The organism is Xanthomonas prunicola, assembly GCF_002846205.1.
In the GTDB taxonomy this organism is placed as follows: Bacteria; Pseudomonadota; Gammaproteobacteria; order Xanthomonadales; family Xanthomonadaceae; genus Xanthomonas; species Xanthomonas prunicola.
The window spans coordinates 136,761-156,793 of sequence record NZ_PHKV01000008.1; the positions used below are offsets into that span (position 1 = coordinate 136,761).

Here is a 20,033-nt window from a genome sequence, read left to right on the forward strand (position 1 = left end):
CGCTGCATGCAGCGCACTCAGCGTCTCTCATCCTTGCAGGCCTTGCCATTGCCTGATAACCCGAGCATTCGCGGTGTGACAGTCTCAAGCCACTGTTGATTGGCAGACGGCACGACTGTGCCTCAGGCCCGATCCGCTCGGACGGCGCTGGTGCGATCTTGCGGCGCGTTGCGTGAACGATAGTGCGCGACCCACTCCACAGACTGGGCGATGCCGCCGAACGGAAACAGGTGCAGGTGGATATCTCCATGCGCTTGCGTCAGGCGGCTGGCGAGGCGATCGACAAAGCGATCCGGCCCTGCGTTGCCGAATAACTTACCAATCGAGATGCCATAGTTTGATAGCACCGACGCGCAGGCGCCGACACCGCAGCGTGCCGCATAGCGTGCGAGTACGGCGACACTGGCAGGGCCAGGCACGCCCACACGCACCGGATGTGTCATGCCACGCGCGCGCAGCGCTTCCACCCACGTCACCACGCTGTCGGCGTCGAACCCGAACTGCGTCACGATCAGGGGCGCCATGCCGCGCTGCTGGATGCTGCGACACTTACGTTCCAGGACGTCCCATTGTTCTGCCGTGCGCATGTTCGGATGCCCCTGCGGGTGACCTGCTACGCCGATGGTGCGGATGCCCGAACGTTCAAACACGCCGGTATCGATCAGCGACAAGCTGTCGGGAAAAGGTCCCTTCTGGATGGATGGATCACCGGCGATCACGAGGCAGCATCTCACCCCGGCTTCATCGACTGCGCGCGCGACCAATGCCTGCAATTGCGCAAGCGACGTCATGCGGCGCGCGGAAAGATGCGGTATGGGTTCGAAGCCGAGGCCGCGCACCATCCGTGCGGCAGCCAGTCGCTCAGCGTCGTGTTGGCCTGGCAGGTAGGGAATGAAAATGGCCGAGCCAGGCAGGATGCGCGGCGCCGCCTTGGTCAGCGCGCCGATGTCGTTGACGCTGACCTCCAGCGAATAGGCATCGGCGACTGTGTCGGCAATTGTAGTGGCCAGGCTTGGTGTGTCTGTGGAAATCACGGGTCTTGCGGTCGTGTCATGATGATTGGGTGGATTCGGCGTGGCGCGGTGTTCTGATCGCGCGGGAAGGGATCCTGAAATCCAGCTGTGGTCTCAGCTCACCGGCAACAGACTCAGTCTTCCTGCGCGTCATCGCCATAGAACTTCACGCCGAGTTGAATGCGCTTGCGACCGCTGTCCACACGATGGCGATTGGTGTCGCGCAGGGAGTAGACGCAGCCGCAGTATTCCTGCTGATAAAAATGTTCGCGCTTGCTGATCTCGATCATGCGCGAGGCGCCACCACCCTTGCGCCAGTTGTACTCCCAATACATCAGGCCGGGGTACTTGGCTGCAGCGCGAATGCCGCAGTCGTTGATCTGCTGCATGTTTTTCCAGCGTGAGATACCCAGCGAACTGGTGATCACCGGAAAGCCATGTTCGTGGGCATACAGCGCGGTACGTTCAAAGCGCATGTCGAAGCACATGGTGCAACGCACGCCGCGCTCTGGCTCGTTTTCCATGCCGCGTGCCCGCTCGAACCAGGTGTCCCGATCGTAATCGGCATCGATGAAGGGCACGCCAAACTGTTCGGCAAAGCGGATGTTCTCATCCTTGCGCAACTCGTATTCTTTACGCGGATGAATGTTGGGGTTGTAGAAAAAGATGGTGTAGTCGATGCCCGAAGCCAGCATCGCCTCCATGACTTCGCCAGAGCACGGCGCGCAGCAGGAATGCAGCAACACCTTGGTGTGGCCGGCAGGCAGTGGAAGTGGCGTGCGCTCGGTCGTGGCGTCCATCAGTTGTGTCCTCGCGTGTAGGCAGTGGCATTGGCCGGCGCGCGCGCCAGTTCGATAAAGGCGCGCAGGTAGTCGATCGCGATATCCGCCTCGCGTGCGCCTAGATAGATCTGTTTGGGAATGCCGCGCGCGCCCAGGCGGACCGGTACCACGTCCATCCTGGCCGCATATTCCTCGACCAACCAGCGCGGCATCGCCGCCACGCCGCGGCCACTGGCCACCATCTGCATCATGATGTCGGTGGTTTCGATCGCCTTGTGGCGCCGGGGCGTGACACCGGCCGGCAACAGGAACTGGCTGTAGATATCCAGGCGCTCAAGATCCACCGGATAGCTGATCAGCACCTCGCGTGTCAGCTGCTGCGGCTTGACGTAAGCCGCCGACGCCAGCGCATGGCCCTTGGCCACGACCAGCACCTGCTCGTAGTCGAACACCGGCTCGAATGTGAGCCCTGGCTTGAACAGCGGGTCGGGCGTGACCAGCAGATCGATTTCGTAGCCGAACAGCGCGCCAATGCCACCGAACTGGAATTTCTGCTTCACGTCCACATCCACGTCCGGCCACGTGGCCAGATACGGCGCCACCAGCTTGAGCAGCCACTGATAGCAGGGATGGCATTCCATGCCGATACGCAACGCGCCGCGTTCGCCCTGCGCAAACTGGCCCAGACGCTCTTCCGCCAGATCCAATTGCGGCAGCACCCGGTTCGCCACCGCCAGCAGGTATTGCCCCGCCTGGGTCAGGCGCAGGCTGCGTCCCTCGCGCAGCCAGATGTCCGTGCCCAACTGCTGCTCCAGCTTTTTCATGCTGTGGCTCAGCGCCGACTGGGTCAGATTCAGCACGCCGGCGGCAGCGGTCAGCGAGCCTTGCTGCTCGACCTGTTGGACGATGGTGAGGTGGATGCGCTCAAGCATTCAGATGATCCGGATTCATGGATTGTTGAAATAACACCATTTTACTTCATCGGATGCGAGCCCTAGCATCAAGGCTCGTTGCTCAGTGGCTGCCGTGACGACGAACTCGTACCCAGAGACGACCGATCGATCGAGTTTAGACGTACTGGCGCACTGCACGACTTCCCCACTGCACAGGTTGACCCCCATGACTGTCAAAGCGCCACACCCACTCCGCGTTGTTGCGGTCTCCGGCGGGATGCAGCGGCCTTCCAAGGCTGTCGCCTTGGCAGAGCACCTGCTGGAGTTGATCGCCGCGCAGCTGCCGTGCGAGCGCCATCTGGTCGAAATTGGGGCGTTGGCACCGCAGTTCGCTGGCGCGCCCTGGCGCTCCCACCTGCCCGACACAGTGGAGCAGGCGCTTGCACTGGTGGAGCAGGCTGACGTGCTGGTGGTCGCAACACCGGTCTACCGCGGTTCCTTCACCGGGCTGTTCAAGCATTTCTTCGATTTCATCGATCAGGATGCCTTGATCGACACGCCCGTGCTGCTCGCCGCAACCGGTGGCAGCGACCGCCATGCGTTGATGATCGATCACCAGCTCCGGCCGCTTTTCAGCTTTTTCCAGGCACGTACCTTGCCGCTGGGCGTCTACGCCACCGACCGGGACTTCTTGGACTACCGGGTGCACAACGAAGCGCTGGTCGAGCGGGCCAGGCTGGCAGTCCAGCGGGCATTGCCGCTGATCGAACTGACGCGGCATGCACGTTCCATCACCGCACAGGACGTGGCTGCGGCCTGAGGGCCCAGTTCGCGGTAGCCACGCCGCCGGATCAGTCGGCAAGCGCGCACTGATCCAAATCCCGGCTTGCACGCCGCCGGCACTACCCGCTGCGCAGCGATATGCGCGCGTTCCCATCTTAGACACCAGGCATCAGCTCGCCATGACTCACGACTTGAACTTCACCATCAAGAGCCTGCGCTTCGATGAGGACTACCGTCCCTCGGCCACGACGCGCAACACGACAAATTTCGCCAACCTGGCCAGAGGCCAGCGGCGTCAGGAAAACTTGCGTAATACGTTGGCGATGATCAATAACCGCTTCAACGATCTGGCGCATTGGGATAACGCCAAGCGCGACCGTTATGCGGTGGAGTTGGACATCATCTCGGTTGAAATGAATATCGGCGCGCGCGCGCCAGACGATGCCTTTCCGTTGATCGAGATATTGAAGCCCACCATCGTCGATCAACACACAGGTGCGCGTCTGGAGGGCATTGCAGGCAATAATTTTTCTTCTTACGTGCGCGATTACGATTTTAGCGTGCTGCTGCCAGCGCACAACCAAGACGCGTCCGGCTTCAATATCCCGGAAGATTTTGGCGACCTGCATGGCAAGCTGTTCAAGCACTTCGTGCACTCGGCCGCCTACACCGCGCGCTTCCAGAAATTGCCGGTCATCTGCATCAGCGTCTCCACCAGCAGAACGTATCACCGCACCGGCAACCGGCATCCCATTCTGGGCATCGAATACCAGCAGGACGCGTTTTCGCTGACCGATCAGTATTTCGAAAAGATGGGCCTGCAAGTGCGTTATTTCATGCCCCCCAACAGCGTTGCGCCCTTGGCATTTTATTTTTTCGGCGATCTGCTCGGCGACTACACCAACCTGGAGCTGATCGGCACCATCGCCACGATGGAGACGTTCCAGAAGATTTACCGGCCAGAAATCTACAACGCCAACGCTGCAGCAGGGGCGATCTATCAGCCGAGCCTGAAGCATCAGGATTATTCGTCCACCCAGATCGTCTACGACCGCGAAGAGCGCAGCCAGCTCGCCGTGACGCAGGGCAAATTCACCGAAGAGCATTTCATCCGGCCTTACGGCAACCTTCTTGAGCAGTGGGCGTCCAGCCACGCTTCCTAATCAACCAGAACGCAAGACATCCCTCATCATGACAAAGCTGCTCCCCACCTCAACTGCCGGTAGCCTGCCCAAGCCGTCCTGGCTTGCGCAGCCCGAGACGCTGTGGTCGCCCTGGAAATTGCAGGACCAGGAACTGATCGAAGGCAAGCAGGACGCGCTGCGTTTGTCGCTGCAGGAACAGCAGCACGCCGGCATCGATATCGTCAGCGATGGCGAACAGACCCGCCAACATTTCGTCACCACCTTCATCGAACACCTCAGTGGCGTGGATTTCGAAAAGCGCGAGACGGTCAGGATTCGTGACCGTTACGACGCCAGCGTACCGACTGTCGTTGGTGCGGTGAGCCGCCCGAGATCCGTCTTCGTGGACGATGCCAAATTTCTGCGTCAGCAAACCTGCCAGCCGATCAAGTGGGCGCTGCCGGGTCCCATGACAATGATCGACACGCTCTACGATGCGCACTACAAAAGCCGCGAAAAGCTGGCATGGGAATTCGCCAAGATCCTGAATCAGGAAGCCAGGGAGCTCGAAGCCGCTGGCGTTGACATCATCCAGTTCGACGAACCCGCCTTCAATGTTTTCTTCGATGAGGTCAACGACTGGGGTGTGGCGACCCTTGAGCGCGCGGTGGAAGGGCTCACGTGCGAGACCGCCGTCCACATTTGCTATGGCTACGGTATCAAGGCCAATACCGATTGGAAGCAGACGCTGGGATCGGAGTGGCGCCAATACGAAGAGTCGTTTCCCAAGCTGCAGACGTCCTCGCTCGACATCATCTCGCTGGAATGCCACAACTCGCACGTGCCGATCGATTTGATCGAGCTCGTACGTGGCAAGAAGGTGATGGTCGGCGCCATCGACGTGGCAAGCGCCACGATCGAAACGCCGCAGGAAGTGGCCGAGACACTGCGCAAAGCGCTACGCTTCGTCGATGCCGACAAGCTTTACCCGTCAACCAACTGCGGCATGGCGCCGCTCGCCCGACACGTCGCACGCGGCAAGCTGAGTGCACTCAGTGCAGGTGCGCAGATCGTGCGTGGAGAGCTGTCGGCCTAGAGCCGCTGATACAGCCACTGCGCGAAGCGTCGGGCGGGGCGGGTGCGTCGAATCGGTGGTGCCGTTCGTGCACTTGGTCAGATGATCGTCAGTGGCTGTGGGCAGGCGCCGCGCGGAGCGTTTTCGCGCGGTCGCCATACAGGACGGACCACTGATACAGGACGGACCACTGAAGGCCAGCGCATTCCGCCGCACCGTGCATGACACGCGCAAAGACCTTAGCCGATGTGTTGCCGGCTCCGGCGTGCGTGCAACGCGGTCAGTAACGGCACCAGCAGCGAGGTGACGATCACTGCGCTTGCCACCAGCGCAGTCGCAGCCGGCGCGGCTGGTGCAAACTGCGGCGCCATGCCAGCGATCAACGCCGGTGTGGCCACGGCGGCACCGGCCGTGCTGGAAGCGGCCACCCCGGCCGTACCATCGCCGCCGCCGAGCCAGCGGTCGGCCAGCAGCAAGGGCAGCCCGGTGATCACGATGACCGCCACGCCCAGCAGTACCCCGCTCGCGCCCGTGTGGACGATGGTCGACAGATCCAGCGTGTTACCGAGTGCGAAGCCGAAGAAAGGCACCAGCGTCTGGGTCGCCTGCGCGAAGAACTGCCGCAATTCCGCATCGAGATTGCCGAGTGCAAAGCCGAGCAACAGCGGCAGCACCGCACCGACGAACAGCTGTGGTTCGAACGTGGCCAAGCCACTGGCGCCCAGGATCAGCATGGAGATCAGCGGGCCCGATTCCAGGGACATCAGCACCACTGCACCGGCATCTTCGCTGCTGCCGTACTGCTGCATCAACGCTGCGTAGAGCCCGCCGTTGGTCATGTCCATCGCCGCGACCAGTGCCAGGACCGACAGCCCGGTCAATGGGCCGCTCGGCACACCGGCGATAGGTAATAGCGGTGCGCACAGCATCGCGGCGAGCCAGGCCACCGCGATCTTGGTCAGCACCAGGCTGCCAGAACGGCGCAGCACGCGACCGGAGGCGCGCAGCTGGATGGTTGCCCCCATGCAGAAGAACCACACCGCCAGGATCGGGACGGTGCCGCTGATCAAGCCGTTGCTGAAAGAACCCAATGTGCTGCCGGCCTGTGGCCAGAGCGTGTGGCAAAGCGCCCCGAGTAACAGGGGGACCAGCATCATCCCACCAGGAAGCCGCTCCACCGTGGCCTTGATACGCATGCGCGATCCAGTGAGCGCGTAACGCCGCGCGGGGCTGGCAGCATGGCGCAGGCACGAGCGCGGATACAGATCCCCGCGCGAACGCATGCGGCCGCATGCGAAAACGCCGGTGATGGCCGCCGCCGCCATCACCGGCACGTCCCGGCGTTGCTCAGTAATTGACCTGCAACTGCAACCGCAGCAAATCGCCTTCCACCACCGGATACGGCGCCGTGCCAACGTCGGTGCGCTTCATCTTCGAATAGGCGAACACCAGTTCCAGCGCGTCCATCGGCTGCCATTCGACACCGGCTTCCACTTCGTCCAGACGCATGCGCGGGGCATTGGTGTCGAACTTGGAACCGCCACGGTAGGTCTGCCATTTCAGGTACGGCAACAAGGTGCCGTAGGTGAAGTCGTGCTTGAACATGGCCTGCACATAGCCACCGCTCAGCGAACGCGTGCGAATGCGGCGCTGGGCCACATCCAGCTCCGGGCCACGGCCCACCGTCCACTCGGCCTGCAGACCGAACGGCTGCGGGTAGTAGATGATGTGCGCGGCGACGCGCTGGTCGGTATAGCCATTAGGCTCGGTAATGGCCGGTGTGAAGCTGCGGCCATCGATATTCACTGCTGCGGCAGTCGGCACGAAGCGGCCGGCGTAGGCGTCCGCACCCACTTCCAGATACTGGCCGTTGGCGAACTTGAACGGGTAGGTGACGTGCACCACCGCGTGCATGCTGTCGTTACGCTCGGCACGGTTGGCACCCTGGCCGTTGTACACACCGGCACCGATCACGCCGTAGTCGCCAGACCCCTTCAAGCCCGACTTGACCAGATCCTGGAAACGGCCCTTGGCCACGGTGGGGCTGTAATAGAACACCGCACCGATATCGCGTTCGTCGCGCAGGCCGGAGTTGAGTGCATCGGCGCGATCCAGCGAGAGGCGGTTCTGGCTGGACTGCAGGTTCTCCCAGCCGTACGGCATTTTCGACTGACCCACACGCACGCGGTATTGGCGCTTCTTGTCGAAGTAGATGTCGGCGTAGGCATCGCGCAGCTGCGCGAAGTTGGAAGTGGTCGAACCGGTCGGCGTGCTCGCGAAGTCCGGCTGGAAATACAGCGACACGTGTTCGTTGAGATCGCCGCTCAGCACCAGGCGTGCACGCCGGATGCCCAGGCTCTGGTCGTTGCCGATAAAGCGGTCGCCCGGCGCACGCAGGTCTTGCGCATCACCGCCAATGCCCTGGTTGTAGCGGATCTGGGTGTAGCCGCGCAGGCTGAGTTTGTCGTACCACTTCTTGCCAGCGTCGCCGGACTTGGCCGGCGTTGGGGCTGCGACCGGGGCCGCAGTCGGCGCGGCCTGGGCGACGGCGGTATTGACGGGTGCCGTGGCGCCCGACGCGGGCGGTAGCGGCTGTGCAGGCGCGGCCGGCATTGCCGACGCCGGCAGCTTGCCGTTTTCGTCCACCTGCACGAAAGTGCCCAGCTTATCGCGACCCGGGGCCGGCTCGGCGAAGATCTGCTTGGTCTTGCGGTCGACGTACAGCTCCAGCTCGGCGGCCAGCGTGCTGCCGCTGGCGGTCGCGCTGAGGGCGCACAGGACGGTGGCGAGATTGCGTTTTTTCATTGGTCCGGCTCGTGCAAGGAAAACGGGTCGGCGGCTACGTCGATCCGGCGCTGCACGGGGCGGCTGCACGGCGTGGGAGCGCCTGCCAGGGCGCCGGTCGTCCTGACGTAGCGGCAATGGAGCATTTATATTTAGATTTGATGTCAGTTTGGTGACATCGTGAGGCGTCGCTGCTGCCGCCCTTGTGTCACCGTCGTGTCGGGGCGATGGCAGTTATACGACCAACGTGAGGCGAGCCCGGCAGCACGCCGCGTGGCTTAGGTGGCCGCGTAGAACTGCATGTGGGAATGCGTGGTCGTGGCGTAACGCACATCGCGCACAGGCCATCCATCCCTTCGACGTCGCGCATCGCCGATGGCTGCGCGGTATTACCTGCTGGACGCGCCAGCGTGCATGGGCGTGGTGGTGTGCGCCTGCGCCGCCAGCGTGCATCGGCAAGCACGTGCAATTGGCAGCGACATCGGCACGGTCACATCACATTGCCATGGGCAGCGCCGGGAGTGCGCCGCGCAGTGTCCAGGCCGTCCAAGCATCCAGCGCTATCAGCAACGCAGTGCTGCGCCGGCGCGATCGCAGCATCAATTGCCGATCAAGCGTGATACATGCGGTTGTTGATCGGCTGCTGGCGCAATGCCACTGCCGATCGCCTTGAGTAACGTCGCTGGTCCAGCGCGCTGATGATGATCCCGACACATGCAGACGCCCCGGCCGACCGGCCATCGCCGTCGGTCGCATGGGGTGAAGCACCACGAAGGTCGCCGTGACCGCAAACGGTCACGGCGAACCTCCTCAACGACGAGCGAAGCACTGCGCCGAATAGCTCGGCAGCGCAGTGAGCGCCGCCGCGACTCAGCGCGCCGCGAGCGCTGCAGCCACTGCATCACGCAGTGGTGTAGTGGCACGACCAATCAGCCGGCTCAGCGTCTGGCTGTCATCGAACAGGTCGCCGCCGCGCGAGGCCGCCGAGCACTGCGCCAGCACCTGGGCGAAGCCAGCGGGCAGGCCGATCTGCACCAGCGCCGCCGCGTAATCGGCTTCCGGCAGATCGTGATAGGCCACGGGCTTGCCCGACTGCTGCGCCACCTCGGCGGCGTACTCGGCCATGGTGAACGGGGTATCACCAGCCAGCTCGTACACCTGCCCGGCCTGTGGGGCATCGGAGGCCAGCACTGCCGCAGCGGCTGCGGCATAGTCGGCGCGCGTGGCGGCACTGATCTTGCCCTCGCCCGCACTGCCGATCACTGCGCCGTGGGTGACCTCTGCGGCAATCGAGCCGGTGTAATTCTCGGTGTACCAGCCGTTGCGTAGCAGCACGTGCGGCACGCCGCTCTCGCGCAGCAGTGCCTCGGTGGCCACATGCTCGGCGGCCAGCGACAGCATGCTGGTGTCGGCATGCAGGATGCTCGTGTACGCCAGCAGTTCCACCCCGGCGCGCTTGGCCGCTTCGATCACGTTGCGGTGCTGCGGCACACGCTGGCCCACCGCATTGGACGACACCAGCAACACCCGGCCCACGCCGGCGAAGGCCGTTTCCAGGCTCTGCGGGTCCGCGTAGTCGGCCTGACGCACGGCGATGTCGCGTTTTGCGAACTCACCAAGTGACGCGGTGTCCCGAGCCGTTGCTACGATGCGGCTGGCAGGCACATGTCCGAGCAGCGCCTCGACAACCAGCGCACCCAACTGCCCGCTGGCGCCGGTGACAAGGATCAAAGGGGATGCAGATGTCATGGTGCGCTCCGTCGGGTTCGTTTAAGAGATTTGGTCTACTATCTAGACCTATTTGTCCGTCAGCATAGTGTCAGCGCCGCTCGGGCCTCCGCAAGGAGGCAGTTTTGTTCCCCCTGGTTACCGTGAGATACCCCTGTGAATGCGATTGCCCTGTTCCCGCCGCCGCCGTCCCTGGAAGGCCCCTTCGATGCCACCAAGTGCCCCGTGCGCGATGTGCTCGACCAAATCGGCGACAAGTGGACCCTATTGATCCTGCTGACGCTGATCCCCGGACCGTCCCGTTTCAGCGCCATCCAGCGTGCCGTGCCGGACATCTCCAAGCGCATGCTCACCCAGACCCTGCGCAACCTCGAGCGCAACGGCATGATCACCCGCAAGGTCTACGCCACCAAACCGCCGAGCGTGGAATACGCGCTGTCCAAGCTGGGCATCGCACTGCTCGGCCCGGTCTCGCAGCTGCTCAACTGGGCGGGCGAACACCACGCCGACATCCGCGCCGCCCGCGAGCGCTTCGATCGCGCGCAGCAGACGGTGGTCGCGCTGGATCGTGACGAAGCGATGGCGTAGGCGTAGCAGGCGCCCATGCGATGTAAGTGGATGCGTTGCCGTGATCGAGCGCGCTTGGGGGGCGCATCGGCTGACGGCACTGACTGCAGAAATGCGCTTACGGCATCTTTGCTTGCGTGTCTCTCTTGTGCGGTCTAACGCCTGAAGTAAGCCGAGCCGCGAGGCGGCTTCGGCTTGAATGAATTGTTAGACATCACGGCGCAAGGCTAGTCTGTCGGAATGGCGTACTGGGCTTGCCTGACACAAGACTCCGCTTCGCTCCTGCTCTTGAACTGATCCACGGTGAGTACGCCCCAGCCGTGGCCCGTCATTCCCACCCAGATGATTGGGACTTCATCAGCGCGGGTGTCCAGATTTAGCACGCCACTTTTCCCGCCAGGGTTGTGCTCGATGTAGACGCTATGAGGGCCAGGTTCTACAACGACATGTGCGAAGTTGTTTGGCTTCAAGGTTCCGATCGGCTTATTGTCAACGATTGCAGTTGTGCGGTTGCCTGCTCCGACAAAGGCGGCTTTCTCGCGACATACGTACAGGCTAACTCTCCCGGGAACAGGCTGCAGTTCACGCAACGTAGCTTCGGCGCTCTTGTCTCCGTATGTCACCGTCGCGCATCCGGACATGGTGGTGACGACTAGCCCAGCTGCTACAGCATGTCGGATCTTCATCTTAAATCCCCCTGAGGCTTGACGAGGCCTAACGTCTGAATTCAGCCGCCGCCGAAGGCGGTCAGCTGGAATGATAGGTTAGGTGGAATTGACAACGCTCACTTGAATTGACGGTCGTAGGCGGCCACATGCTCGGGGAACAACTGACCGTACAGAGGGTACGGAATGCCCAGCACATTGACCTCAGCATACGGCTCCTCAACTTCGCCAGAGTAGTCGAGGATGCCCACACCCTGGCAAGGTATTGAAACCCCAATCTCAGTTCGGACTGAGAGGTGCAAGTTGGACTGATCGGCATGATTGGATGCGCACTTCGGTTGAATGGAGGCGTAGGCCTCCAACGGCTCGAAGACTCCGAATGCGACACCCATTGGCGCGTCGCCCAACTCCAGTGCCGAATGGCCAACCAGAACGGATCCCGCGAAGACAGCGAATCTGGCCATGTGCCACCTAACGTCTGAATTAAGCCGAGCCGCGAAGTGGTTTCGGCTTGAATGAATTGTTAGGGGCAGCACGGCTACGCTCGGACCACTCCCTCCAGTAAGCCTCTGATGCCGCGTCAAGCTCTGACAGCGCGACCGGAGGGCCGTTGTCCAAGGATAGGGCACAACTTTTGTAACGGACCGACAGCGTGCCCATGACACAGCAAATCTCAAGCGGATCACCTGCCTTAGCGCTGAGAATCTCTGGCTCTAACGCCGCAATTGCCGCCAAGTCCGAAAGCACGGGCTCATCGTATGGGTGGAACGTGAAGTGCGTGCAGCCCGAAAGGAGCACGACGAAACCGGTGCCCTCGCCGGGAAAACGGTTGCGAAGGTAGCCGATAGACACGAGCAAAGAGACGTCACCAGGCACGGAGCCATCTACGCGCTCAATGCTTCCGTCGTGGAGAAGGTTCCATAGCGACGAATCCACAACTGCCCGCTAACGCTGGAATTAAGCCAAGTTGCGAAGCAACTTCGGCTTGAATGAATTGTTAGGAGGCTGATCCATTAATGGACGCCGCTGGGCGGTCCAATGAGGGAGTCAATTCCCTCATCCCGAATAGTGCGCAACGCCTCGTCGAGTGCGGCCTGGTCCGTTGCGAATAGGTCATCCCAGACGGTGGAGTTGTTGAACTCATGAACAGCCTCAAGGGTCCAGCCGGTGTCGGGCCCGCGATAGATCTCTAGGCGAACAGTGCGGCCATCGGTCGTGACGGAGCGGCATAGGGGCGATGTAACAAGCTGATAGTTGTCCATGAAGAGTCTCAGTTGCGATTGTCTCTGCTCATCCGCCTGGCGCTTGAATGAAGCCGAGTTGCGAAGCAACTTCGGCTTGAATGAGTTGTTAGGCAGTGAGTGGCCGCGAAGGTTGGATGGTGCAACCATGCTCCCCAGCACTGCCGCCTGGACCGAGTGTGCCACAGCTTGCGGGATGGAGCTTGCCCCAGCGATGCAATGGTGCGGGATGCCACTGAAACTCAATGCAATGAGCGCAGCGTGGCAATGATCGACAAGAGAGAAGCACCGAACTCACCGCAATCAGCAATGGTGATGACCACTGCCCGGAGCCAACCGTCTGCATGCCAGCCAACCGCCCGAGGCCGGACCCATCGATTGATTTGCTCCACCACTGCCTAACACCTGAGTTAAGCAGCGCCGCGCCGCGAAGCGGCGTCGGCTTGGACGAATTGTTAGGCCGCGACACCGATGACTCCGAGCCCAGACAGCGTGACCATGCCGCCGAGCAATAAGGCCAACGCTGCATAGAAAAAAGCCATGCCGCGCCCTTTGGGACTAGACCAGTGCTCGCAAACCCAGATTAGACCGCGAAAAAAGAACGTCTTGTCGCTGTAGAAGTAGCTGGCGAGGAACATTGTGCCCCAAGCCATAAGATAAAGCCCAAGAAAGACGGCACTAGGGCCGGGCCGGATGGGGCCAGTTTGGAATCCGGACATCAGGGTAGCTAAAAGAAGAGCGGCCAAAATCAGGATCAGGCCGAGACCGAGCGCTACGCCAGGTTCATTCTCACTATCTGTCGGCATCACTATCGCCCCCATACCGGTCTAACGCCTGAATTAAGCCGGCCCGCAGCAGGGCGGCGACTGAGTGAAAATATAGCCGAAGGCGCGTACTTAGGCGCCGCCCTGATGTGGGCTCGGCTTGAATGAATTGTTAGGCGGCCACCTATTTACCCCAACGCCAACTTGGCGGCTCACCTTTAATCCAGCACACAACTACAAGGAGCAAGACGATGCTCCACGTATATATCTGGAAAACTGCCGGATGAGCAACTGGCGGGAAGATAAAAACACCGGCCACTAACAAGGCAGCCGCAATGCCATAAACGAGCCAGCCCTGCCAGACGGTCGGCAAGCCCCAACCCCATCCGTAGGTCTTGGCAGGAAACCAGTAGTCCTTTTTGTCCACCATGAAAATTTCCTGTGCCGCCTAACGCCTGAATTAAGCCGCGCCGCGAAGCGGTTTCGGCTTGAATGAATTGTTAGGCCCCAGCTTAGCCGCCTGCACTGAGGTTGACGGTGTAGAACTCGTAGAACGGGGATTCGGGTGGGGCTGGATATTTGCGCCCCATCATCTGTTTGGAGAAGCAGTCCAAGGCCGGGGACTGCGGATTAGGAAGGTAGTCCGTTACAACGCCATTGCTGCTGATAGCAGCTACAGCTTGGAAGCTGGTAATACCAGCGGCCTTAGCCTGCGGACTACAAGCTGCAACAACGTCTGGCCAGAAGCTATTGTGGGCAGGAAGCATCCGTTGCTCCCACGCTACGCCACGAAAAGTCGACGTCAGCCGATGCGCATCGGCGGCAAACTGTTGCCAACGATCCTGCGTCAGTGCTTGCCGGCTAGAGCAAGCAGCAATGAAGAGTGTTGCGATCGCTACAAGCTTGCGCATAGTTTCCTCTCGGGCCTAACGCCGGAATTAAGCCGCGCCGCGAAGCGGCGTCGGCTTGAATGAATTGTTAGGCCGATGGCCTGTGAGAAACAAACTGCAAAGGCTCTCTCTGCAAGGACCATTCTGGCAGATAGACACGTCCGAATGGCGGGGACAGCAGCATGACGCCAGACTCCTCAACGCCGATTGCCTGCATTTCCGATGGCGTAACGACGATCAGGTCAATGGTGCCGGGTGTCTGGCCGTTCTCCAACAGCACGGAGTCTCCGATCTTCATGGCCGTTCCGTCTGAGTAGGTAAACATGTGTCTTACCGCCGCGGCCTAACGCTTGAATTAAGCCGAGTTGCGAAGCACCTTCGGCTTGAATGAGTTGTTAGGCAGTGAGTGGCCGCGAAGGTTGGATGGTGCAACCATGCTCCCAGCACTGCCGCCTGGACCGAGTGTGCCACAACTTAGGGGATGGAGCTTGCCCAGCGATGCAGCGGCGCATGATGCCACCGAAGTCAAATGCAACGAGCGCAGCGCGGCAACAACGTACGAGGGCGAAGCACTGAACTTGCCGCAACCAGTAGCAGTGATGACTGCTGTCCGGAGCCAACCGCATGCACCCCTGCGAACTCACCGAAGCGGCAACCACCAACGCATTTGCTCCACAACGGTCTAACGCCAGAGTTAAGGCGCGTGCGGTACGCACGTCGCCTTGAACCAATTGTTAGGCCGCCGGCCTGAGGAAGGCGCCACGCCGTCGTGCCGCGCGCAGCAACAGCACAACCACGACTGTGGCTGACACGATCACCAGCAGCGAACTTTCCGGACCGAACATTCCGCCGGTCAGCCAGTCGGGCCCGGCATAGCGGCTTTCGAGCGGCGCTACGGCACGCCAGTCCTCGATGCCGGAAAGCGGCACGCCACTGAGAAAGATGGTGAAGTTCCATGCTGCGTGATTGGCGGCCACCACCCACAGGTTGCGCGTCAGGACGAACACCCCGCCCCATAGCAGGCCCAGCACTGTCACCGAAATCAGCATGGCTACGATATCGCCGGGTCCACCTTGCGCCACGTTCTCCAAGTGCGGCAGGGCGAACAGCACCGCTTGCACCGCCAATGCCGCCACTGGTCCCCAAGCCCGCTCCAGCAGACGAAACAGCAGGCACCGGTGGACCAGCTCTTCTAGGGTGGCCGCAATTACAATGAAGGCCGCCACGCCCAGCAGAGCCGGCGAGGCGCCGCGAAACAGCACCAATTCGTAGGCGCCGAACGCGAACAGCATGGCGATCGGCAACGCTACCAAAGCGGCGCCGCCTACACCGCCAAGTATCAGGGGAACCGGCTGCAGCTGCAGCTCGGTCGCTTTGCGCCTTTCATGCCAGTGCACATAGGCCCAGTAGCCCACGATGGCCACAAGGATGATGCCGGCACGTCTGAACACGCTGAGCCATGCGGGTCCAGGCTGGAACACCGTATCGATCAGTGGTAGCAGGCCTTGCCGAAAGACCAGTACCGAACCCATGATCGCCACTCCGCCCAGCAGGAGCGAGCCAAGCATCCGGAAGGTGACGCGTATGCGCTGGCGCGCGATGCCTTCCGATTCTGCAGGAAGGGTGCGGCTTGGGTCGAAACGATCAGAAGACATGGCACCTTTGCTGGATAGAGATGAGTCAGGGGGGGCAGAGAATCTGCAGCCGGGTCGTGATCTTTCATGTCGGCCTAACGCTTGAATTAAGCCGAGCCGCGAGGCGGCTTCGGCTTGAATGAATTGTTAGGCAGCGAGCTCAGTGAAGAATGTGAGCCTGTTGCCGTCTGGATCTGTTACTAGGATCTCGCGGGTTTTCCATGCGGTGTTATGCGGCGCGCCAGATTGCAAAAGTCCTGCCGCTTGGAACGCCTGATGGCAGTCGTCTACATCGGGAACAGCAAAGTAGACGGCACCACCTACCTGACAGTCATCCGCGTGCTCTGTCAGAAAGATCGTTTGGTCTCCGCGAGTAAGCTGCGCAAAGACCGGAAAATCCGGCTCGTGCCGATACTCCCAATCGACCGTGAATCCAAGCCCCTGAACGTAGAACGGAAAACTGGCGGAAGCACTGGTTACCCGAAGGACGGGGGTCACTGTCTGAGTCACGATGATCTCTCCTTGCTGCCTAACACCTGAATTAAGACGCGCCGCGAAGCGGCGTCGGCTTGAATGAGTTGTTAGGTACAACACTAATCCTGCCAACGCTCGGAAAAACTTCCATTCCAGGGAAGGAACAGGTATCCGCCCGAGACATCCTGTAGAGCACCCTGTATCTCCATGAGTGTATTAACTTCATCGAGTGCCTCGTCTAGGTCGTTAATCGCAACCTCGAAACACTCATTACAATCGCGCATTGCTTCTTCATACGGTGTGCCTGCTGCGATATCTCGGGCTTTAGATGAAACATGAGACCCTTGTGCTATACGCACCCGGTACGTTGGACTCCCGAGTCGGCTAACTTCAAGGTAGTCATCTTTCCTTACAACAGTCAGTCCATATCCAGCGAGAGAATCAGTTGCGCCCTCAAGGCTGGCGCTACCGGCGCGAAAGAAAATGAGGAAAGTGCTTGGCATAGTATGCTTTCCTGGCCTAACGCCTGACTTAAGCCGGCCCGCGAAGCGGGTTCGGCTTGAATGAATTGTTAGGCGGCATGCGCGATGTAGTGAAGGATGTATCCCGAATACACCAGCGAACCAGCCGCCACCTCTACTTTGAAACAATCATTTAGCGTAGCCTCACTGACGAAACCGTACTCCGGCAGCCTTTGGCCGGCAAAGCTTGCCAGCCGCCAAGCGTCAAAGCCGTCTGTCTCTCCGTGCTCACCGAAGTCGAAGTCTACCGCCCCACTAGGCAGTTTGACCGAGCAGCCGTACCCATGTTTGAAGTACTGAACCTCACCTTTGAGCGTGCCGCGTTGAGGAATGCCGTTGGCTGTCCAGTCTATATTAGAGGCAGGCAGCTCTATGCCAGAGTCACGCATGAGGTCAACGGCCTCGCGGACGGCACTTTGATAGTCGGAAATTAGACGAGCGAGATTGCGGTTCATGCAGCCTAACGCCTGAATTAAGCCGACCCGCGAAGCGGGTTCGGCTTGAATGAATTGTTAGGCGAATGACCAGGGACTTCAAAGCTCATCATCTGGATATCTCTGCTCAGGCATCTCGAATCGGTCGAATGTAAAGGTGTTTCCGGTTCTTGACCCGTACAAGTTGCGCTGATCCTCATCTGCAAAATTGGCGTCGTCGCAGCCATAGTACGCTGAATAATGAACGGTGAAGTCAATGCTGATTGAATCACTTGTCAGATCGACCTTGTCTATATCAATCTCGTCTATCTGTACGCGATTGTCACTTGTTTGTCCGACATCCAAATCAAGTGCATTGTGATACTCGTCGATGTTGCCAAGAAAGTGGCTTCTAATCCCTTCGTCGCCGAGGTCATCTGGGAGCTTTATCACTATGGGCTGCATGGGCGGTTCCTCATTCGCCGTAACGTGAGAAATAAGCAGTGCCGCGAAGCGGCATAGGCTTGATGAATTGTTAGTTTTTAAGTTATGCGCAAAGGCACGCATGTGAATCGCGAGAAGTCAACCTCAAGTTCACTTGTAAATGGCTCTTCGTATGCCTTTGCGTCGAAACCTTGAAACTCGACGCCAGCAGCCTTCAAGGCACCGAAAACTCGACACGTCGCTGAGATGAAGACAGGAATAACATTCACGTAAATCTGTTTAATTGGGTATCGCTCCGACTCTGCGTAAGCCCTTATGTCCGAAAAGTATAAATCAACATTAATTTGATTAAGCAACCTCTTTCGTTTGGCTTGACCCATCTTTTTTTCGAGATAGGGTGATGCCATGGCATCATCTATCCGATGGTAAAAATCCTCGAGCTTATAAAAGTAGCGCATCTTAGACGGAGACCCTAAGGTTGGATAGTCAACCAGAAGGAACTCTGCCCCAAGATAGTTCTTGAACCTTTCATCCAAGGCCATCTCTTGATTCCAGCCCTTGAACAGCAAGTGGTCGCGATGATGAATCGCATTGCGAACAAGAATAAGGACTGCCGTGTCTGCGTGCGAAAAATAATCGAGATATTCTTTAGATACGTCATACAGGCTATGAAATGCTTCAAATTTAGATTCGAGTGCGCGATCTAGGTTGTCAACTGCTTCTTCTTTGTCGACTCGCACAAGTCTCTGAAATTCACGATGAGTCTCGGTATAGATCCGCATCGAATTCGCGAGTTTTCTGATCGCCTGCTGCAGGATCTCCACAAATTTTCCCTTAAATGCTAACGCCTAAATTAAGCCGAGCCGCGATGCGGGCTCGGGTTGAATGAATTGTTAGATGCCAGCCACTGATAGATGGCCAGTGCAGTCTCATAGTTAATGGTATGAGCCCCATGAGGAACGGCGGTTACAAAGCTGCCGATCTCCGTTGGGCTGAATGAAAAATTAGCTGGCAGTTTGTGTCTACGTTTTGCGGCACCGTCTGCAGAATTACATTGATCGCAGATCACAGTGCGATCGAATCGTGCGTATGAGCCTGGTTGGTGAATGCCGTGATCGTGATGCGTGTGCAAAGCGGCTACCCACCCCATGAACGGACTCGGTTTTTTTGGGAAGCGCTTTGTCCAACGCATGATCTGATACTTGCTGCGCCTACAACTAGGGCAATGCCAGCTATCGCCGACTTGCTTCCACAGGATGTGGTAGTGCAACCCATCATGGTTTTGAAAATCCTCAAGGCTTGGGATGAGAATCGTCATGGCACCTAACGCCTGAGTTAAGCCTCCCCGCAGCGGGGCGGCGACTGCATGCTAGCGTAGCGTATAGCACCCTGGCACCGCCACGATGCGGGGTCGGCTTGAACGAATTGTTAGGCCTGTGCCTGCGAGTTGACCGCCAGCTCGCATCCGGCTAAGTTATCAGCTGGTGCTGAACACACCTTCTCGAAGCGGCAACCGCGCCCGAAAGCCATGCGGTTTTTTTGTGTCCATTGTTTTTATGGCCGGGCGGCGCGCAGCTATACAACACCCGAAAGGGGAAATCTGCGGGCCGTCTTCGAGCGGTGTTCAAGCGCCCGGCCGCCTCTCTGAACAGGAGGCGAAAATTGGACAATCTCGAAGGATGCCATCATGGCTAAGCAACACCGCACAGCGCCGAAGCCGCGCTTTTTGACAATTGGCTATCAGTATTACGAAAGTCAGCACAAAGACATAGAGCGTCGCACCCAGCCACGACAAGTTCCGTTTTTACGGTTGAGCGGCGATTGGTTGCAAGCGGCAGGTTTTAGGGTAGGCCAGAAAGCACGAGTTCAAGTGACTAAACATGGCATCACGATCGTTGCCGAAGAGTAATGCGAACGATGCTGTGAGTGGACAAACATCCGCTCACGGCATTCTGCTTTTTACGGGCCTAACGCTTGAATTAAGCCGCGCCGCGGAGCGGCGTCGGCTTGAATGAGTTGTTAGCCCTCAGTGCCGCAGATTGAGTTGGCCCTGCTGAGCTCATCGGGCGCGAGATGGGTCTTGAATTCTGAAACTGCGTCTCTGAGCTTGCGAAAAGACGATTGACTTGCGTCCAGACGTGTCTCGAACTCAGCCAGTGTGGCCTCATCAGCGTCTCGTAGCTTATGAAGGGTGCTCACAAGTTTATCCTGATACGCCCAGGGTTTCCTAGACATCTC

Annotated in this window: 23 protein-coding genes; 5 read left to right on the plus strand and 18 right to left on the minus strand. The window is 59.6% G+C overall.

Annotated elements, in window-relative coordinates; genetic code table 11:
* Positions 1 to 122 precede the first annotated feature (122 nt).
* The 3 genes from XpruCFBP8353_RS19015 to XpruCFBP8353_RS19025 form a co-directional block, all read right to left on the minus strand.
* A complete protein-coding gene (locus tag XpruCFBP8353_RS19015; RefSeq protein ID WP_101364611.1) occupies positions 123 to 1,034 on the minus strand; it encodes a methylenetetrahydrofolate reductase in 912 nt (303 codons plus the stop codon).
* Between the two features lie 113 nt (positions 1,035 to 1,147).
* Positions 1,148 to 1,813 carry an epoxyqueuosine reductase QueH gene (locus XpruCFBP8353_RS19020; protein WP_101364612.1) on the minus strand — a complete coding sequence of 222 codons (666 nt, stop codon included), beginning with the start codon at positions 1,811 to 1,813 and terminating at the stop codon, positions 1,148 to 1,150.
* The gene (locus XpruCFBP8353_RS19025) at positions 1,813 to 2,727 is read right to left on the minus strand and encodes a LysR family transcriptional regulator (RefSeq protein WP_101364613.1); all 915 of its coding nucleotides are present in this window, start codon (positions 2,725 to 2,727) and stop codon (positions 1,813 to 1,815) included. Before XpruCFBP8353_RS19025 ends, XpruCFBP8353_RS19020 begins: the two co-directional genes overlap by 1 nt.
* Before the next feature lie 187 nt (positions 2,728 to 2,914).
* On the opposite strand from XpruCFBP8353_RS19025, the gene msuE reads away from it, so the two are divergent.
* From msuE to XpruCFBP8353_RS19040, 3 genes are all read left to right on the plus strand, one after another.
* Positions 2,915 to 3,508: an FMN reductase gene (msuE, locus tag XpruCFBP8353_RS19030; RefSeq protein WP_101364614.1), complete on the plus strand. Its 594-nt coding sequence runs from the start codon at positions 2,915 to 2,917 to the stop codon at positions 3,506 to 3,508.
* A 142-nt stretch (positions 3,509 to 3,650) separates the two neighbouring features.
* A complete protein-coding gene (locus XpruCFBP8353_RS19035; RefSeq protein ID WP_101364615.1) occupies positions 3,651 to 4,634 on the plus strand; it encodes a DUF1852 domain-containing protein in 984 nt (327 codons plus the stop codon).
* A gap of 28 nt (positions 4,635 to 4,662) precedes the next feature.
* Positions 4,663 to 5,691 carry a methionine synthase gene (locus XpruCFBP8353_RS19040; protein ID WP_101364616.1) on the plus strand — a complete coding sequence of 343 codons (1,029 nt, stop codon included), beginning with the start codon at positions 4,663 to 4,665 and terminating at the stop codon, positions 5,689 to 5,691.
* Between the two features lie 218 nt (positions 5,692 to 5,909).
* Here the strand turns inward: XpruCFBP8353_RS19040 and kdgT are convergent, their stop codons facing one another.
* From kdgT to XpruCFBP8353_RS19060, 3 genes are all read right to left on the minus strand, one after another.
* Positions 5,910 to 6,866 (minus strand): 2-keto-3-deoxygluconate transporter, encoded by a 957-nt coding sequence (kdgT, locus tag XpruCFBP8353_RS19045; protein ID WP_101364645.1) that lies wholly within the window; start codon positions 6,864 to 6,866, stop codon positions 5,910 to 5,912.
* Between the two features lie 151 nt (positions 6,867 to 7,017).
* Complete coding sequence (locus XpruCFBP8353_RS19050; RefSeq protein ID WP_101364617.1) at positions 7,018 to 8,475, minus strand: OprO/OprP family phosphate-selective porin; 1,458 nt, start codon at positions 8,473 to 8,475, stop codon at positions 7,018 to 7,020.
* A gap of 849 nt (positions 8,476 to 9,324) precedes the next feature.
* On the minus strand, positions 9,325 to 10,203 hold the full coding sequence (locus XpruCFBP8353_RS19060; protein WP_101364619.1) for an SDR family oxidoreductase: 879 nt from the start codon (positions 10,201 to 10,203) through the stop codon (positions 9,325 to 9,327).
* A gap of 135 nt (positions 10,204 to 10,338) precedes the next feature.
* Between XpruCFBP8353_RS19060 and XpruCFBP8353_RS19065 the strand changes: the two genes are divergently transcribed.
* Positions 10,339 to 10,770: a winged helix-turn-helix transcriptional regulator gene (locus XpruCFBP8353_RS19065; protein WP_033003188.1), complete on the plus strand. Its 432-nt coding sequence runs from the start codon at positions 10,339 to 10,341 to the stop codon at positions 10,768 to 10,770.
* 763 nt (positions 10,771 to 11,533) lie between these two features.
* Here XpruCFBP8353_RS19065 and XpruCFBP8353_RS24120 read toward each other — a convergent pair.
* The 12 genes from XpruCFBP8353_RS24120 to XpruCFBP8353_RS24125 form a co-directional block, all read right to left on the minus strand.
* Positions 11,534 to 11,878, minus strand: a complete 345-nt coding sequence (locus XpruCFBP8353_RS24120; protein WP_207759687.1) for a hypothetical protein — start codon at positions 11,876 to 11,878, stop codon at positions 11,534 to 11,536.
* Positions 11,879 to 12,427: 549 nt separating this feature from the next.
* Positions 12,428 to 12,676: a hypothetical protein gene (locus tag XpruCFBP8353_RS19085; protein WP_101364622.1), complete on the minus strand. Its 249-nt coding sequence runs from the start codon at positions 12,674 to 12,676 to the stop codon at positions 12,428 to 12,430.
* A 434-nt stretch (positions 12,677 to 13,110) separates the two neighbouring features.
* Positions 13,111 to 13,461, minus strand: a complete 351-nt coding sequence (locus XpruCFBP8353_RS19095) for a hypothetical protein (RefSeq protein ID WP_133126083.1) — start codon at positions 13,459 to 13,461, stop codon at positions 13,111 to 13,113.
* Positions 13,462 to 13,603: 142 nt separating this feature from the next.
* Positions 13,604 to 13,849 (minus strand): hypothetical protein, encoded by a 246-nt coding sequence (locus XpruCFBP8353_RS19100; RefSeq protein WP_101364624.1) that lies wholly within the window; start codon positions 13,847 to 13,849, stop codon positions 13,604 to 13,606.
* 82 nt (positions 13,850 to 13,931) lie between these two features.
* A complete protein-coding gene (locus XpruCFBP8353_RS23515; RefSeq protein ID WP_133125675.1) occupies positions 13,932 to 14,330 on the minus strand; it encodes a hypothetical protein in 399 nt (132 codons plus the stop codon).
* Positions 14,331 to 14,397: 67 nt separating this feature from the next.
* Positions 14,398 to 14,607, minus strand: a complete 210-nt coding sequence (locus XpruCFBP8353_RS19105; protein ID WP_133125676.1) for a hypothetical protein — start codon at positions 14,605 to 14,607, stop codon at positions 14,398 to 14,400.
* Positions 14,608 to 15,043: 436 nt separating this feature from the next.
* Positions 15,044 to 15,964, minus strand: a complete 921-nt coding sequence (locus XpruCFBP8353_RS19115; RefSeq protein WP_101364626.1) for a CPBP family intramembrane glutamic endopeptidase — start codon at positions 15,962 to 15,964, stop codon at positions 15,044 to 15,046.
* Positions 15,965 to 16,090: 126 nt separating this feature from the next.
* Positions 16,091 to 16,456 (minus strand): bleomycin resistance protein, encoded by a 366-nt coding sequence (locus XpruCFBP8353_RS19120; protein ID WP_407071318.1) that lies wholly within the window; start codon positions 16,454 to 16,456, stop codon positions 16,091 to 16,093.
* Between the two features lie 532 nt (positions 16,457 to 16,988).
* Positions 16,989 to 17,393 (minus strand): DUF6896 domain-containing protein, encoded by a 405-nt coding sequence (locus tag XpruCFBP8353_RS19130; RefSeq protein WP_101364629.1) that lies wholly within the window; start codon positions 17,391 to 17,393, stop codon positions 16,989 to 16,991.
* A gap of 78 nt (positions 17,394 to 17,471) precedes the next feature.
* Positions 17,472 to 17,918: a hypothetical protein gene (locus XpruCFBP8353_RS19135; RefSeq protein WP_129588813.1), complete on the minus strand. Its 447-nt coding sequence runs from the start codon at positions 17,916 to 17,918 to the stop codon at positions 17,472 to 17,474.
* A complete protein-coding gene (locus XpruCFBP8353_RS19140; RefSeq protein WP_101364630.1) occupies positions 17,894 to 18,619 on the minus strand; it encodes a hypothetical protein in 726 nt (241 codons plus the stop codon). The genes XpruCFBP8353_RS19135 and XpruCFBP8353_RS19140 overlap by 25 nt, the downstream gene beginning before the upstream one ends.
* A 29-nt stretch (positions 18,620 to 18,648) precedes the next feature.
* Complete coding sequence (locus XpruCFBP8353_RS24125) at positions 18,649 to 19,113, minus strand: hypothetical protein (RefSeq protein WP_207206369.1); 465 nt, start codon at positions 19,111 to 19,113, stop codon at positions 18,649 to 18,651.
* Positions 19,114 to 19,482: 369 nt separating this feature from the next.
* On the opposite strand from XpruCFBP8353_RS24125, the gene XpruCFBP8353_RS19150 reads away from it, so the two are divergent.
* On the plus strand, positions 19,483 to 19,704 hold the full coding sequence (locus XpruCFBP8353_RS19150; protein ID WP_101364631.1) for a SymE family type I addiction module toxin: 222 nt from the start codon (positions 19,483 to 19,485) through the stop codon (positions 19,702 to 19,704).
* Positions 19,705 to 20,033: the final 329 nt, after the last annotated feature.

Excerpts from the sequence above, each read along its gene's own strand:
- XpruCFBP8353_RS19020 (WP_101364612.1), bottom strand. The coding sequence starts at position 1,813 with ATGGACGCCACGACCGAGCGCACGCCACTTCCACTGCCTGCCGGCCAC.
- XpruCFBP8353_RS19115 (WP_101364626.1), bottom strand. The coding sequence starts at position 15,964 with ATGTCTTCTGATCGTTTCGACCCAAGCCGCACCCTTCCTGCAGAATCG.
- XpruCFBP8353_RS19130 (WP_101364629.1), bottom strand. The coding sequence starts at position 17,393 with ATGAACCGCAATCTCGCTCGTCTAATTTCCGACTATCAAAGTGCCGTC.
- XpruCFBP8353_RS23515 (WP_133125675.1), bottom strand. The coding sequence starts at position 14,330 with ATGCGCAAGCTTGTAGCGATCGCAACACTCTTCATTGCTGCTTGCTCT.
- XpruCFBP8353_RS24120 (WP_207759687.1), bottom strand. The coding sequence starts at position 11,878 with ATGGCCAGATTCGCTGTCTTCGCGGGATCCGTTCTGGTTGGCCATTCG.
- kdgT (WP_101364645.1), bottom strand. The coding sequence starts at position 6,866 with ATGCGTATCAAGGCCACGGTGGAGCGGCTTCCTGGTGGGATGATGCTG.
- XpruCFBP8353_RS24125 (WP_207206369.1), bottom strand. The coding sequence starts at position 19,113 with ATGACGATTCTCATCCCAAGCCTTGAGGATTTTCAAAACCATGATGGG.
- XpruCFBP8353_RS19060 (WP_101364619.1), bottom strand. The coding sequence starts at position 10,203 with ATGACATCTGCATCCCCTTTGATCCTTGTCACCGGCGCCAGCGGGCAG.
- XpruCFBP8353_RS19150 (WP_101364631.1), top strand. The coding sequence starts at position 19,483 with ATGGCTAAGCAACACCGCACAGCGCCGAAGCCGCGCTTTTTGACAATT.
- XpruCFBP8353_RS19050 (WP_101364617.1), bottom strand. The coding sequence starts at position 8,475 with ATGAAAAAACGCAATCTCGCCACCGTCCTGTGCGCCCTCAGCGCGACC.
- XpruCFBP8353_RS19025 (WP_101364613.1), bottom strand. The coding sequence starts at position 2,727 with ATGCTTGAGCGCATCCACCTCACCATCGTCCAACAGGTCGAGCAGCAA.
- msuE (WP_101364614.1), top strand. The coding sequence starts at position 2,915 with ATGACTGTCAAAGCGCCACACCCACTCCGCGTTGTTGCGGTCTCCGGC.
- XpruCFBP8353_RS19040 (WP_101364616.1), top strand. The coding sequence starts at position 4,663 with ATGACAAAGCTGCTCCCCACCTCAACTGCCGGTAGCCTGCCCAAGCCG.
- XpruCFBP8353_RS19085 (WP_101364622.1), bottom strand. The coding sequence starts at position 12,676 with ATGGACAACTATCAGCTTGTTACATCGCCCCTATGCCGCTCCGTCACG.
- XpruCFBP8353_RS19035 (WP_101364615.1), top strand. The coding sequence starts at position 3,651 with ATGACTCACGACTTGAACTTCACCATCAAGAGCCTGCGCTTCGATGAG.
- XpruCFBP8353_RS19100 (WP_101364624.1), bottom strand. The coding sequence starts at position 13,849 with ATGGTGGACAAAAAGGACTACTGGTTTCCTGCCAAGACCTACGGATGG.
- XpruCFBP8353_RS19105 (WP_133125676.1), bottom strand. The coding sequence starts at position 14,607 with ATGAAGATCGGAGACTCCGTGCTGTTGGAGAACGGCCAGACACCCGGC.
- XpruCFBP8353_RS19095 (WP_133126083.1), bottom strand. The coding sequence starts at position 13,461 with ATGCCGACAGATAGTGAGAATGAACCTGGCGTAGCGCTCGGTCTCGGC.
- XpruCFBP8353_RS19135 (WP_129588813.1), bottom strand. The coding sequence starts at position 17,918 with ATGCGTGCCTTTGCGCATAACTTAAAAACTAACAATTCATCAAGCCTA.